The sequence below is a fragment of the Acidovorax sp. GW821-FHT11A03 genome (assembly GCF_058809075.1).
The window spans coordinates 120,925-134,091 of record NZ_JBXASG010000001.1 but is presented as its reverse complement, the minus strand read 5'-3'; the positions used below and the strand labels follow the sequence as shown (position 1 = coordinate 134,091).

Sequence of the window (13,167 nt, the reverse complement as noted above, 5' to 3'; positions counted from 1 at the left end):
CCAGGGCCATTTTTCATTCAAAACAGAGAATCCACTGCTCACACGGCCCCTCGCCAAACCTGCATATCCGTGATCGCCGCCACATCCACCCGCACCGGCAGGATCCCATCCCGCGCGGAACGGTCCGCCACCGTCTGCAGCGCCGTGACATCCGCCTGCGTCACGGGCCGGGCCGCGATGGCCGCGCGCCCGGTGATGATGCGCGAGGCGTCGATGGGCAGGCGCGTGAGCTGGGTGTAGACCTGCGCATACGCCTCGCGGTGGGCCAGGGCCCAGTCGCCGGCGCGGGCCAGGCGGTCCAGGTACTGCACGATGGCGGCGCGCTTGGCCGGGTCGGCCAGGGCGGCCTCGGTGGCGGTGATGAAGCCCAGGGCGGTGTTGATGCCGCGCCCGTCGCGCAGGATGCGGCCGCCCTGCTGCAGGGCGATGGTGTAGTAGGGGTCGAAGATCGCCCAGGCGTCGATCTGCCGGGAGGCGAAGGCGGCGGCTGCGTCGGTGGGCAGCACGAACTTGACCGTGACCTCCTCGCGCTTGACGCCCGCCTCTTCCAGCGCGCCGTACAGCTGGTATTGCGAGATGCTGCCGCGCGCGGACGAGACGATGACGGTTCTGCCCCGCAGGTCGGCCACCTTGCCCAGCGGCGAGTCGCCCTGCACCACGATGCCCAGCGAGTCGGGCTGGCCGACGCGGGTGGCCACGATCTTGAGCGGCGTCTTGCCCACCGCGGCCGCCAGCACGGGCAGGTCGCCGGCCATGGCGGTGTCCACCGCGCCGCTGCGGTGCGCTTCAAACAGCGGCGCCGCGCCCTGGAAGTTGGCCCAGCGCCAGGCAAACGGTGCGCCCTCCAGCGTGCGGGCGGCTTCGAACAGGGCACGCAATCCACCGGCCTGGTCGCCCAGCACCAGCGATGCCGCAGGTGCCTGCGCCTGGGCGCGAGCGGCGGAGCCCGGGCCCAGGATGCCGGTGGCGCCCACCGACAGGGCCGCCGCCTGCTGCAGCCACTGGCGGCGCGATGCGCCGGGGCGGCTGCGGTGGCCGGCGCTGCCCCTGTCGTCGCTGCCGATGCCGGGGCGGTTGCCCTCGGCGTGGTCGATGCGGTCGCTCATCAGGCTGCCTTGCGCAGGGTTTGCGCGGCGTGCTCGCCGTCGCGTTCAGCCACTTTGGCGCGCACCAGGGGCAGCAGCTCGCGGCCGTAGTCGATGGCATCCACCAGCGGGTCGAAGCCCCGGATGAGGAAGGTGGTGATGCCCAGGTCGTAGTACTTGAGCAGCGCGTCGGCCACCTGCTCGGGCGTGCCGACCAGGGAGGTGGAGTTGGACCGCCCGCCAATCTCGCGCGCGATGGCCGTCCACAGGCGTTCGTCCACGCGGTCGCCCTTGGCCGCATCGGCCAGCAGGCGCTGCGCGCCTTCGCTTTGCTGCGGTCCCACGCCGCGTGCATAGCCCTGCTGCACGCGCAGGCGGCGGGTGTCGTCCAGGATGCGCTCGGCCTTGGCCCAGGCCTCGTCCTCGGTCTTGCCCAGGATGGGACGGAACGAGATGCTGAAATCCACATGGCGGCCGTGCAAGGTGGCCTCGGCGCGCACGCGGCGCACCAGGTCCCCAGCCTGGGCCAGCGATTCGCCCCACAGCGCGTACACGTCGGCATGCTTGCCGGCCACCTGCAAGGCGGGGGCCGATGCGCCGCCAAAGTAGATGGGCACGCGCTGGCCCTGCAGCGGCTTCACCTCGGACACGGCACCCTTGGCGCGGTAGTAGGTGCCTTCGTGGTCGAAGGGCTTGTCCTCGGCCCACACGCGGCGCAGGATGCCGAGGTATTCGTCGGTGCGCGCATAGCGCTCGTCGTGACCGAGGAAGTCGCCGTCGCGCTGCTGGTCTTCGTCCGAGCCGCCGCTGATGTAGTGAACCGCCAGGCGGCCGCCGGTGTAGTGGTCCAGCGTGGCCAGCTGGCGCGCGGCCAGCGTGGGCGCCACGAAGCCGGGGCGGTGGGCCAACAGCAGGCCGATCTTCTGCGTGACCGAGGCCGCGTAGGTGGCGGTGAGCAGCGTGTCGGGGCTCGATGAGCTGGCGGGCACCAGGATGCGGTCGAAGCCCGCGTGCTCGTGCGCCTGGGCGAACACGCGCACATAGGCGGGGTCCACCGCCGGGCCACGGCGGGGAATGGTTTCTGACACTTCGTTCGGCTGGATCATGCCGATGAACTGGACGGGCATAGCGGGCTCCTGCGGGATAAGCGGTTGGGGGATGGGGTTGAAGGGCATGATCCGCGCGCGGAGCCTGCGCCTCAACGAAGAAAAACGCGTTTGCAAACTCGCCCTCCGCATACCCCCGGCCCGGGGTGGCGGGCAGGTTAGAGTTGCGTGCGATTCATCCGCCGACCACCCTCCTTCCTCCCCCAGATTCCGCCCTGCCCCATGGACCTGCGCGCGCTCCGCTACTTCATCGCCGTGCTGGAAGCCGGCAGCCTCTCGCGCGCGGCGGGCACGCTGTACATCGCCCAGCCCGCGCTCACCGCGCAGATCAAGAAGCTCGAGGGCGAGCTGGGCGCGCGGCTGTTCGAGCGCTCGCACGCCGGCGTCACGCCCACGCCCGCCGGGCAGCAGCTGTACGAAGACGCCCGCCGCCTGCTGAGCGACGCCGCCGCGATGCGCGAGCGCATCCAGCGCCTGCCGCAGGGGCCCGAGGGCTCGGTGACGATCGCGGTGCCGTTCCTGCTCTCGTCGCTGATCATGGGCCCGCTGCTGGCGCACCTGAAGGAGTCGCACCCGCGCATCCGCGTCTTTGTCCTGGACGACCTGAGCCTGATGGTGAAAAAGGCGATGCTCGACCGCCGCGCGGACATCGGCATCCTGGTGGACGCGGCGCAGGTGGAGGGCCTGCACTGCCGCCCGCTGGTGCGCGAGGCCATGTATTTTTGCGGGCACGACCCCGGCGGCGCCGTGCGGGCGCTGCTGCGCAAGCCACCGGGTGCCAACGCCATCGCCGCCACTACCGGCACCGTTGCGGGCGCGGCGGCCGCCACCGCGCGCCCCACCATCGACTTCGCCGACGCCGCCGCGCAGCCCCTGGTGCTGCAGTCGCGCCGCTACTCCATCCGCCAGCGGGTGGAAGAAGCCGCCGCCGCGCGCGGCGTGGCCCTGAACATCGCCCACGAACACGACTCCGCCCGCGTGATCCGGTCGCTGTACGCGTGCGGGGGCGGCTTCACCTTCACGCCCGCCTGCGCGCTGGGCGACGCGCCTGCCGCCGGGCCCGACTGGATGGTGGCCCGCGTGGTCAACCCCGAGCTGACGCGCAGCTATACCCTGGCCACCACCGCCGACCGCGAGGTGGACGGCGTGATGCAGGTGGTGATGGAGGCGCTGATCGCGGTGGTGCTGGAACTGGTGGTGTCGGGGAAGTGGGAGGCGGTGGTGTGAGGATGCCCAGGGTGACATTGCTCGAATCCGCGCAGTACCAGGACCAGGCAGCAGCCACCTTCGCGGCGGTGGCCGCTGAAGTCGCCAGGCTTGTGCCCCACGCCATCATCGAACACATCGGTGCCTCGTCCATCCCAGGCGCCATCTCCAAGGGCGACCTGGACATCTGCTTGCTGGTACCGGCGCAGGACCACGCACGCAGTGTCGAAGCCCTGGAAGCTGCGGGCTACGTGGCCAAGGCCGGCACGCTGCGCACGCCCGCGCTGTGCATGCTTTTGTCAGCCGACACCACCATGGACGTTGCACTGCAGGTGGTAGCGCGTGGCTCGGAGTTCGAGTTCTTTCTGCATTTTCGCGATGCCTTGCGCGCCGACCCTGCGCTGGTAACCCAGTACAACCAGCTCAAACAGCGGTTCGCATCCGATGGGATGGACCGATACCGCGACGAGAAAGCGCGGTTCATCAAGGCGGTGCTGCAGGCCGCAGGAACATCCTGCGCTGCAGATTGATCGCACGCCTTCCCGAAAAACCAGCCGCAGGAGACACGCATGCCATCCACCAGCACCACAAACAACCAGCCCGCCTCCACCCTCATCGACCAGCGCATCGCCGACCTCGCCGACTGGCGCGGCCGCGCGCTGGCCCGCATGCGCCAGCTCATCCACGAGGCCGCGCCCGGCGTGGTGGAGGAATGGAAGTGGATGGGCACGCCCGTGTGGTCGCTGGGCGGCATCCTGTGCACCGGCGAGAGCTACAAGGCGTCGGTGAAGCTCACCTTCCTCAAGGGGGCCTCGCTGCCCGACCCGGCCCGGCTCTTCAACGCCAGCCTGGACGGCAACGCGCGGCGGGCCATCGACATCCATGAAGGCGATGAGGTGGATGCCGATGCCTTCAAGGCGCTCATCCGCGCTGCGGTGGAGCTCAATGCCGCCAGGCCCGCCGGCAGAAAGCCCGCCGCCCGCGCCAAGGCGAAATAGTGTTCCCAGGGTGGTGGCCGGCAGCAAGGCCATCAATTCATCTGATACCTCCCCATCAGCAATCGGTATTTCCCTGATACCCCCGTCTTCTGGAACAGTGGCCCTATGCCCCGCGCTCGACGGGGCCGGTGTTTCAGGAGACAGCCATTACCACCCCCTCCCCCCCCTCTCCCCGCGCGGTCGCCAACGTGGGCGCGCTTGTCGCCAGGAGCGCCCGGACGCACGCCCGGCGCGTGGCCGTGAAGAGCCCCGCGCGCAGCGTCACCTATGCCGAGCTGGAGCAGCGCTCCAACCGCCTGGCCAACGCCCTGCTCGGCCTGGGCCTGGCGCGCGGCGACCGCGTGGGCATCTACCTGCCCAACTGCGTGGAAATCGTCGAGATCGAGGTCGCCTGCTACAAGGCCGGGCTCGTCAAGGCACCCTTCAACGCCCGTCTGTCGCCCGCCGAAGTGGGCGCCGTGGCGGCCAACAGCGATGCCGCCCTCATCGTCACCACGGCCGAGCGGGCCGAGGCCATCCGCCCGCACGTGGAGCAGGCACTGCAGGGCGGCATGCCGCGCCTGCTGCTGCTCGATGGCGCAGGCGCCGCAAGCTACGAGGCCGCACTGGCGCAAGCCAGCGATGCCTTCAGCCCCGTGCAGGTGCACGAGCACGAGGTGGCCGTGCTGCACTACACCTCGGGCTCGTCGGGCGTGCTGAAGGCGGCCATGCAGACCTTTGGCAACCGGCTGGCGCAGCTGCGCAAGTTCCTCACGCGCTCGGACGGACAGCAGCCCGGGCACATCCTGGGGCTGGTGGGGCCGATCACGCACGCATCGGGCATGCAGATCGTGCCCGCGCTGTGCCAGGGCGTGACCATCCGCCTGTTCAACGGCTTCGAGCCCGCGCGCTTCATCGCCGACATGCGCGCCGACCGCGTGACGCACACCTTCATGGTGCCCACCATGATCAACATGCTGCTGGCCGAGCTGGAGGGCCAGTACCGCCCCCTGCCCGACCTGCTGCGGCTGGGCTATGGCGCCGCCCCCATGGCGCCCGCACGCATCCTGAAGGCCATGGATGTGTTCGGGCCCGTGCTGCAGCAGGGCTATGGCGCGGGCGAGACCACCTCGGGCGTGTGCGGCCTGTCGGTGGAAGACCACCTGTTCGCCCGCGCCGCGCGGCCCGAGCGCCTGGCATCGTGCGGGCGGCCGTTCCTCGAATGCGATGTACAGATCCTGGGCGACGACGGCCAGAGCGTGGCCACGGGCGAGATCGGCGAGATCGTGGTGCGCGGCGACGACATCTTCGCGGGCTACTGGCGCGCGCCCGAGCTCACGGCCGAGGTGCTCAAGGACGGCGCCTACCACACGGGCGACCTGGCCCGCATGGACGACGAAGGCTTTGTCTACATCGTGGACCGCAAGAAGGACATGGTGATCAGCGGCGGCTTCAACGTGTACCCGTCGGAGGTGGAAGCGGTGCTGTACCAGCATGACGCGATCGCCGACGCCTGCGTGTTCGCCGTGCCCGACGACAAGTGGGGCGAGGCCGTGGCCGCGCACGTGGTGCTCAAGCCCGGCCACACGGCGGGCGACGAGGTCAGCGCCGCCATCGACGCCTTCTGCGCCCAGCACCTGGGCGGCTTCAAGCGGCCCCGGCGCATCGAGTTCGTGCCCACGCTGCCCAAGAACCCCAATGGCAAGGTGATGCGCCGCGCGGTGCAGGCCCCCTACTGGGAGGGCCGGGGCCGCATGGTGAACTAGAGAGCGGCATCCCCCCGAGGCGCCGCGCGCCCTGGCGCGTCCGCCAGAGGCGGCCCTCGCCCCGCGTCCGCGGCACCGGGCCGCGCCAGTTTCCATATCCAGTCGGCACCACAACCGACAAGGAATCTCGACATGAACAACCACGACATCACCTCCCCCATCCCCGCGCCACTGTTTCCGGGCGTGCCGTTCGAAGGCTCGCCGCAGGCGGCTGAGCTGATCACCCGCATCAACGAGTACCTGCACGGCGAGCTGGCCGCGCTGGCGCGCGAGCATGGCATCGACCACGAGAACAGCCCCGGCAAGGCGCTGCTGCGCCAGGTGTGGAAACGTTCGCACGCGCTGGGCTTCTACGGCATGACGCTGCCTCCGCAGATGGGCGGCCTGGGCCTGTCGGTGCTGGACCATGTGCTCGTGAAGGAAGCGATCTATGCCAGCGGCTCGCCCTTCGCGCCGCATGTGTTCGGCGAGCTGAGCGGCCCGCCGCGCGTGGGCGCGCTGGCGCGCGTCGCCACGCCGTTCCAGCTGCAGAACTTCATCCTGCCCGTGGCGCAGGCCGACATGGCGATCTGCTTTGCGCTGACCGAGGCCGAGGCGGGCTCGGATGCGGGCAACGTGCAGACCCGCGCCGTGAAGGATGGCAACCACTACGTGCTCACCGGCGAGAAGCGCTTCATCTCGGGCTCGCCCTTTGCCGACTATGCGGTGCTGATGGCCTCCACCGCCACCGATCCGGCGCAGCGCGAGGTGTCCGCGTTCTTCGTGGACCTGCATGCGCCCGGCGTGCGCGTGCAGGCGGGCTACAAGACCATGGCGGGCCAGACGAGCACGGGCAACATCGCCCTGGACGGCGCGCGCGTGCCGGCCACCCACCTCATCGGCGAGCCGGGCCGGGGCCTGGCGCTGGCGCTGGGCCGCATCACCGTGAACCGGCTGCTGCACTGCCCCGCCATGCTGGGCCTGGCCCAGGTGGCGCTGCGCGATGCGCGCGACTACGCGCAGCAGCGCCAGCAGTTCGGCCGCGCCATCGGGCAGTTCCAGGCCATTCAGCACATGCTGGCCGACATGGCGACCGACTGGGCCGCCGCGCGCGGGCTGATGCTGGCCACCGCCCGGCAGATCGACGCGGGCGGCGATCCGCGCGCGCAGGCAGCGATGGCCAAGCTGTTCTGCTCGGAAGCGGCGTTCCGCATTGCCGACCGCGCGGTGCAGATCCACGGCGGCGAAGGCATCGTGCAGGGCCGGCGCGTGGAATTCCTGTTCCGCATGCTGCGCATGTACCGGGTGCTCACGGGCACGAGCGAGATCCAGCGCAACACCATCGCCAAGGAATTGCTGGCAGCCCCCTGAGCGGCTGCGCCGCCGCTGCGGCGCGCAGGCCCCGGCCCGGGCCCGGGCCAGGCCAGTTGCTCGGGTCCGCCATACCGCCACAACGGTGCCCCAGTGCGCGAGCGCACCCACCCGACAATCACAAGGAGACAAGACATGACAACCCACTCCCCATCCTCCCCGCGCCGCCGCGCCCTGCTGGCCGCCAGCCTGCTGCCGCTGCTGGCGGGCCCGCCCGCCCTGGCCTCCGCCCCCTGGCCCCGCCGCGCCATCAAGTGGGTGGTGCCCTATCTGGCCGGCACGGGGCCCGACACCACGGCCCGCATCGTGGCCGAGGCCGTGTCCAAGGAACTGGGCCAGCCCGTGGTCATCGAGAACCGTGGCGGCGTGGGCGGCAACCTGGGCGCGCGGCAGGTGGCCAAGGCCGCGCCGGACGGCTACACCTGGATCTACTCGGGCTCGCCCATGGCGGCCAGCATGCGCATGTACAAGGCGCCCGGGTATGACGTGCTCAAGGACTTCCGCCACGTGATCGGGCTCACCAGTTCCGACACCACGGTGATCGTGCACGCCAGCTCCGACATCCGCACGCTCGAGCAACTGCTCACCCGCATGCGCGCCCAGCCGGGCAAGATCGACTACGCGTCGGGCGGCATCGGCACCCCGTCGCACCTGGGGGTGGAGATGCTGCTGAGCGTGGCCCAGGCCGAAGCCACCCACGTCCCCTACAAGGGCGCCTCGGAGATCGTGAATGCCGTGATGGGCCAGCAGGTGACTTTCGGCGCCCCCATCACCTCGGTGGCGTACGCCAACATCCAGGCTGGAAAATTGCGGGCCCTGGCCGTGACCGGCCCCCGGCGCAACCCCAAGCTGCCGGGCGTGCCCACGCTGGCGGAGCTGCAGGTGCCCGGCGTGGAGCTGACGTCGTGGGGCGGTGTCTCGGTGCCCACCGGCACGCCCGACGCCATCGTCGCGCGCGTGCGCGCCGCCTTCGATGCCGCGCTCAGGCAGCCCGCCGTCGTGAGCGCGCTGGAAGAACAGGGCGGCCAGGTCTTCGTGCAGGACAGCGAGGCCTTCACACGCGCTTTCGGCAAGGAAATAGCGTTCACGGAAACCATGATGAAGAGGGCGCGGATGGAGCCGATGTAGCGGCGGCCGGCCGTTTCTCGCCAACGCTTCTCCTTTTATAGCAACTACCGCTGGATGGATGGTCGGCAGCGGCACTTTTCATACCCAAACCCTGGCTGCGGCGCGGCCGCCGTGCGTTCGCACCCTTGCGCCACGGGCCGGCCCCGGGGCCGCCCGCTCCTTGACCCCCGTCAAGCAGGCCCGCGCCACGGGCATTTGTCCGACAGGCGGCCGATTCCTTGGATGGCGGGCAGCGCGCCCGCCCCGTCCAAGAATGAATGCAGCGAGTGACATTGCTCGCCTGCCCGCAACACGACAAGGAGAGCCCCATGAACACCCTCTCGAATCCCGTGGCCGAGGAAAAACCCATCGACCCCGACCTGGCCGCACAGGCCGTGCCCGGCCACGGCGTCCCCTCGCAGGACCCCGACCCCGCCGCGCAACATACCCTGAGCCCGAGTGAATCCGAGCGCGAGTCCAAATCCGCCCTGATGGGGGGCGGCATGATGGCCGGAGCCGCCGCCGGCGCGGCCGTGGGCGTGGCGGTGGCGGGGCCCGTGGGCGTGTTCGTGGGCGGCACGGCAGGCGCCATCGCCGGCGCCCTCGGCGGCGCGGCCGTGGGCCAGGTGGTCGAACCCGAAGCGCCCAAGGAGCCCCCGGACGAAGCCGCCGAGCCGGGATACATAGAGAAGCCCTAGCTTTCTCGCCGCCCGTGGAGCGCCATTCCCTGTACAAAGCCCGCATTCGCGGGCTTTTGTGCTTCGGGGTGGCGCGGTGGCGGCGCCATGCCGTACCGTGGAGAATCCGGCCCACAGGCCGCCGGAATCCAGGGCGGTTCCGGCCCGGCAGCCCCTCCCCCCACGAAAACCGCGAGGAAGAACCCATGCAAATCACGCTCTCCAGCCTGTTCGTCGAAGACCAGGACCACGCCCTGCACTTCTACACCACGGTCCTCGGCTTCGAGAAGAAGCATGACATTCCCATGGGCACCTTCCGCTGGCTCACCGTGACATCGCCGGAAGGCGCCACGGGCGTCGAGCTGGTGCTGGAGCCCATGGCCTTCGCGCCCGCGCGGGTCTACCAGAAGGCCTTGTTCGAGGCGGGCATTCCGGCCACCGCGTTCATGACCCATGACATCGATGCGGAGTTCCGCAGGCTTTCGGAGCGGGGCGTGGCGTTCCGTGGCACGCCCCTGGCCATGGGGCCCATCAAGGCGGTGCTGTTCGAGGACACGTGCGGCAATCTCATCAACCTGGTCCAGCCGGGAGCGTGAGCCACCGAGGCCGGGGCGAAATGCTATCTCATTGATAGCTATCAGCGCTTATCCAGCGGCGCTGAAAGCCGTTTTCATTCATTTCCGGGCCCTGGCCCCACGGCGGCCCAAGGCCCGGTGCTCAGTGGGGAAAGCCTCCTCGCACAAGGCGCACCGGCTCGGCGTCCATGCGGCGTATGAGCGCCTGCAGGCCATCCACCGGCGCCGTGGCGGCCCCGACCGGCGGCGCGGGCGCGGCGGTGGCCCGGCAGACCAGGTCGTCCTCGGACCACGCGGCCTTGCCGGGCCGGCCCCGCGCACGCAGCCAGCCCGCGCGGTCCACGATCAGCTGGTAGCCCGGCAGTTCGGCGGCAGACACGCCCAGCACCAGGGCCAGCGCCTGCTCCACGGCGCTTTTGTGCTGCGGATCGCCCTGCGGCTGGCACTCGGCATCGGCGCCCGCCGGCAAGGCGCCCGCCACCAGGGTGACCAGGCGCGGGTCATCGGCCACCAGCGGCACGCCCGGGCCCGCCACGGCCACACGCACGCGCTGGCCCACCAGGTCCCGGCTCTGGCGGGCCCGGCCATGGCGGCACTGCACGGCCATGCCGGGCAGGCGCACGGGCCGGTCCCAGGTGCCGGCCTCGCGCAGCATCTGCCCTGCGGCACGGGCCTGCAGGTAGTCCAGCACGTCCCAGATTTCTTCGTCGCGCAGCGCGCTGCCCACGCCCGGCATGGTCTGCACGCCGGCGCGGTTGTGCATGCCCTCGCGCACACGCCAGAACAGCTCGCCGTCGAGCCGCTTCCACAGCAGCGCGCCGTTCAGGTTGGGCGGCCACTGGGCCAGCTGCGGGGCATCGGGGCCTTCGCCCCGGCCATCGGCGCCGTGGCAGCGCACGCAGTGCTGCTGGTAGACAGCCTGGCCGCGGACGATGCCCCCGGCAGCGAAACCGGTGGGCGACTGGTGCAGGCTGGTGGGCACGGCGGGCGCGAGCAGCAGGTGCGCCTGGGGCCAGGGGGCAAACACCAGCAATGCGGCCGCCAAGGCGATCAGCCACGGGCGCGCGCGCTGGAAGGGCAGCGACACCGCCAGGGCCAGCAGCGCGGCCCCCGCGCACAGCAGGGACAGCAGCACCTGCCGCGCGTGGCCCGCGTCCACCGCCAGCATCTCGGCCGCGATGCGGTGCCCCCACGGCCATGCGGGCTGGCCATGGACTTCCGGCGCCAGGCCCAGCGCATGCAGCACCGCGCGCAGGCCCTGCTGCGCGGCGAGCAGGCCTTCGAGCAGGCCGTTCAGCAGATCCGGCGACAACCCGCTGGCCTACCAGCTCGCACCCAGGCCCAGCAACGCCAGGGCCTCGTGGCGCAGGGCCGCAAGGCGCGGGTCGCCGCGGTGGCGCGGGTAGGGCAAATCGTTCACCAGCACCTGCTGGATGCGCGCGGGCCGGTCGGAGAACACCACCACGCGCTGGGCCATGAAGAGCGCCTCTTCCACATCGTGCGTGACCAGCAGGGCCGAGAAACCCGTGCGCAGCCACAGGTCCACGAGCTCGGTCTGCATGGTCAGGCGCGTGAGCGAGTCGAGCTTGCCCAGCGGCTCGTCGAGCACCAGGAGGCTCGGGTCGTTGACCAACGCACGGGCCAATGCCACGCGCTGCGCCATGCCGCCCGACAGCTGGTGCGGGAAGGCCTTGGCAAAGTCCTGCAGGCCGACCAGGCGCAGCGCTTCGTCCACCCGGTGGCGCTGCTGGCGCAGGATGCCGCGCGCCTGCAGGCCCAGGGCCACGTTGTCCCACACGGTGCGCCAGGGAAACAGCGTGGGGTCCTGGAAGACCACGATGCGCGAGGGATCGGGGTCGGTGATGGGCGCGCCGTCCTGCAGCAGCTCGCCCGTGGTCGCGGGCTCCAGCCCCGCCACCAGGCGCAGCAAGGTGCTCTTGCCGCAGCCGCTGGGCCCGAGCAGGGCCACGAACTCGCCGGGGGCGATGGACAGGTCCAGCTCGTCGATCACGTGCAGCGGGCCGGCGGGCAGGTCGAACCAGTGGCTGACATTGCGCACGTCGATGCGTGCGCCCGTCACCTTGGCTCCCACACCCGTTTCAGGGGCGGTCGCGGTGCTCACCATTTCACCACCCCCTTCTGCCACGACAGCACCCGGTCGCGCAGCACGAACAGCAAGGTGATCACGCCCGAGAACAGCAGCGCCATCACGATCAGCGCGGCGTACATGTTGGGGTACGCCGCCCAGCCCTGGGCCCAGGTCAGGTACCAGCCCAGGCCGGCCTTCACGCCCAGCATCTCGGCCACCACCAGGGTGGAGAACGCCGCGCCCAGGCCCATGAACAGGCCCACGAACACCTGCGGCAGCGCCGCCGGGATGGCCACGCGCAGCACCAGGAACCAGGGCGACGCGCCCATGGTGCGCGCCACGTCGTAGTAGTTCTTGTGCACGCCCGCCACGCCCGACCAGGTGAGGATGGCGACCGGGAAGGCCGTGCCCAGCGCGATCAGGAAGATCGCCGTGGACCAGCTCGACGGAAAGAAATAGAAGCTCACCGGCAGCAGCGCCGTGGTGGGCACGGGGCCCAGGATGCGCAGCACCGGGTGGATCCAGTAGCTGGCCTGGCGCGACCAGCCGATGAGCACGCCCGTGGTGAAACCCGCCGCCGCGCCGATGGCGATGCCCAGCGCCAGCAGGCGGACCGATGCGCCCGCGCTTTCCAGCAGGCGCGCCCAGTCGGTGGCGTAGACCTCCACCAGGCTTTGCGGCGGTGCGAAGAACGGGGGCGGCAAGGTGCCCAGCTTGGCGGTGAACACCTCCCACACCGTGAGGCCGGCGGCGATGGCCACCAGCCAGGGGCCGGCCCGCCGCACCTTGTGGCCCACGGGCCCCAGCGCGCCCGCAACGAACGCCAGCACCGCCAGAAGCACTGCCACGGCACCGGCACCGATGGCGAATTCTTCGGTGAATGCCCACTCGCTGAAGCCTGCCGGCTTGTTGGGCCACAGGTAGGTCAGCAGGCCCAGCGCCGCCCAGGCGGCGGCGGCCAACAGGCCCGTCCGCCAGAAGGCGGGAATGGGCCGGGCCGCGCCGAATGCGGCGGGCGCGGCCACCTTCGCGGGAGGCGCCGCGGGGCGTCGCGCCCGGGGCGCCTCGGCCACGGAATTGGGCGCTGGCAGGATATGGTCGGCAACGGTGCTCATGGCAAACTCCGGTGAATGTCAGTTCGTGTGGCGATGCGCATCGCCCACAACCCGTGAAACTGGCGCGCCCACAGCCAGTGCGCCCGCGCTAGGGCCGCCCCGCAGCGCCGAGCT

At 70.9% G+C, this 13,167-nt stretch carries 13 protein-coding genes; 8 read left to right on the top strand and 5 right to left on the bottom strand.

Annotation, left to right across the window (positions count from 1 at the left end; translation table 11 throughout):
• Nucleotides 1-38: 38 nt before the first annotated feature.
• A complete protein-coding gene (locus tag AC1RVY_RS00625) occupies nucleotides 39-1,106 on the bottom strand; it encodes an ABC transporter substrate-binding protein (protein ID WP_492804856.1) in 1,068 nt (355 codons plus the stop codon).
• Nucleotides 1,106-2,212: an LLM class flavin-dependent oxidoreductase gene (locus tag AC1RVY_RS00620; RefSeq protein ID WP_218294651.1), complete on the bottom strand. Its 1,107-nt coding sequence runs from the start codon at nucleotides 2,210-2,212 to the stop codon at nucleotides 1,106-1,108. The genes AC1RVY_RS00625 and AC1RVY_RS00620 overlap by 1 nt, the downstream gene beginning before the upstream one ends.
• Nucleotides 2,213-2,413: 201 nt before the next feature.
• Between AC1RVY_RS00620 and AC1RVY_RS00615 the strand changes: the two genes are divergently transcribed.
• From AC1RVY_RS00615 to AC1RVY_RS00580, 8 genes are all read left to right on the top strand, one after another.
• On the top strand, nucleotides 2,414-3,418 hold the full coding sequence (locus tag AC1RVY_RS00615) for a LysR family transcriptional regulator (RefSeq protein WP_369642689.1): 1,005 nt from the start codon (nucleotides 2,414-2,416) through the stop codon (nucleotides 3,416-3,418).
• Between the two features lie 11 nt (nucleotides 3,419-3,429).
• A complete protein-coding gene (locus tag AC1RVY_RS00610; RefSeq protein ID WP_218294649.1) occupies nucleotides 3,430-3,927 on the top strand; it encodes a GrpB family protein in 498 nt (165 codons plus the stop codon).
• Between the two features lie 39 nt (nucleotides 3,928-3,966).
• Nucleotides 3,967-4,395: a DUF1801 domain-containing protein gene (locus tag AC1RVY_RS00605; protein WP_218294648.1), complete on the top strand. Its 429-nt coding sequence runs from the start codon at nucleotides 3,967-3,969 to the stop codon at nucleotides 4,393-4,395.
• Nucleotides 4,396-4,523: 128 nt separating this feature from the next.
• The gene (locus tag AC1RVY_RS00600) at nucleotides 4,524-6,140 is read left to right on the top strand and encodes an AMP-binding protein (RefSeq protein ID WP_492804852.1); all 1,617 of its coding nucleotides are present in this window, start codon (nucleotides 4,524-4,526) and stop codon (nucleotides 6,138-6,140) included.
• 132 nt (nucleotides 6,141-6,272) lie between these two features.
• Nucleotides 6,273-7,490 (top strand): acyl-CoA dehydrogenase family protein, encoded by a 1,218-nt coding sequence (locus AC1RVY_RS00595; RefSeq protein ID WP_492804850.1) that lies wholly within the window; start codon nucleotides 6,273-6,275, stop codon nucleotides 7,488-7,490.
• Between the two features lie 135 nt (nucleotides 7,491-7,625).
• Nucleotides 7,626-8,618 (top strand): Bug family tripartite tricarboxylate transporter substrate binding protein, encoded by a 993-nt coding sequence (locus tag AC1RVY_RS00590; protein ID WP_492804848.1) that lies wholly within the window; start codon nucleotides 7,626-7,628, stop codon nucleotides 8,616-8,618.
• Between the two features lie 308 nt (nucleotides 8,619-8,926).
• A complete protein-coding gene (locus AC1RVY_RS00585) occupies nucleotides 8,927-9,295 on the top strand; it encodes a hypothetical protein (RefSeq protein ID WP_492253400.1) in 369 nt (122 codons plus the stop codon).
• 185 nt (nucleotides 9,296-9,480) lie between these two features.
• A complete protein-coding gene (locus tag AC1RVY_RS00580) occupies nucleotides 9,481-9,870 on the top strand; it encodes a VOC family protein (RefSeq protein ID WP_218294644.1) in 390 nt (129 codons plus the stop codon).
• Nucleotides 9,871-9,991: 121 nt separating this feature from the next.
• Here AC1RVY_RS00580 and AC1RVY_RS00575 read toward each other — a convergent pair whose 3' ends face one another.
• Genes AC1RVY_RS00575 through AC1RVY_RS00565 form a run of 3 tightly spaced genes read right to left on the bottom strand, consistent with a single transcriptional unit; the run spans nucleotide 9,992 to nucleotide 13,053 of the window.
• Nucleotides 9,992-11,161, bottom strand: a complete 1,170-nt coding sequence (locus AC1RVY_RS00575; protein WP_492804845.1) for a c-type cytochrome — start codon at nucleotides 11,159-11,161, stop codon at nucleotides 9,992-9,994.
• 9 nt (nucleotides 11,162-11,170) lie between these two features.
• The gene (locus AC1RVY_RS00570; protein ID WP_492804843.1) at nucleotides 11,171-11,974 is read right to left on the bottom strand and encodes an ABC transporter ATP-binding protein; all 804 of its coding nucleotides are present in this window, start codon (nucleotides 11,972-11,974) and stop codon (nucleotides 11,171-11,173) included.
• Nucleotides 11,968-13,053 carry an ABC transporter permease gene (locus AC1RVY_RS00565; RefSeq protein ID WP_492804841.1) on the bottom strand — a complete coding sequence of 362 codons (1,086 nt, stop codon included), beginning with the start codon at nucleotides 13,051-13,053 and terminating at the stop codon, nucleotides 11,968-11,970. Before AC1RVY_RS00565 ends, AC1RVY_RS00570 begins: the two co-directional genes overlap by 7 nt.
• Between the last annotated feature and the right edge of the window lie 114 nt (nucleotides 13,054-13,167).

Excerpts from the sequence above, each read along its gene's own strand:
- AC1RVY_RS00625 (WP_492804856.1), bottom strand. The coding sequence starts at position 1,106 with ATGAGCGACCGCATCGACCACGCCGAGGGCAACCGCCCCGGCATCGGC.
- AC1RVY_RS00615 (WP_369642689.1), top strand. The coding sequence starts at position 2,414 with ATGGACCTGCGCGCGCTCCGCTACTTCATCGCCGTGCTGGAAGCCGGC.
- AC1RVY_RS00585 (WP_492253400.1), top strand. The coding sequence starts at position 8,927 with ATGAACACCCTCTCGAATCCCGTGGCCGAGGAAAAACCCATCGACCCC.
- AC1RVY_RS00565 (WP_492804841.1), bottom strand. The coding sequence starts at position 13,053 with ATGAGCACCGTTGCCGACCATATCCTGCCAGCGCCCAATTCCGTGGCC.
- AC1RVY_RS00620 (WP_218294651.1), bottom strand. The coding sequence starts at position 2,212 with ATGCCCGTCCAGTTCATCGGCATGATCCAGCCGAACGAAGTGTCAGAA.
- AC1RVY_RS00595 (WP_492804850.1), top strand. The coding sequence starts at position 6,273 with ATGAACAACCACGACATCACCTCCCCCATCCCCGCGCCACTGTTTCCG.
- AC1RVY_RS00590 (WP_492804848.1), top strand. The coding sequence starts at position 7,626 with ATGACAACCCACTCCCCATCCTCCCCGCGCCGCCGCGCCCTGCTGGCC.
- AC1RVY_RS00605 (WP_218294648.1), top strand. The coding sequence starts at position 3,967 with ATGCCATCCACCAGCACCACAAACAACCAGCCCGCCTCCACCCTCATC.
- AC1RVY_RS00570 (WP_492804843.1), bottom strand. The coding sequence starts at position 11,974 with ATGGTGAGCACCGCGACCGCCCCTGAAACGGGTGTGGGAGCCAAGGTG.
- AC1RVY_RS00580 (WP_218294644.1), top strand. The coding sequence starts at position 9,481 with ATGCAAATCACGCTCTCCAGCCTGTTCGTCGAAGACCAGGACCACGCC.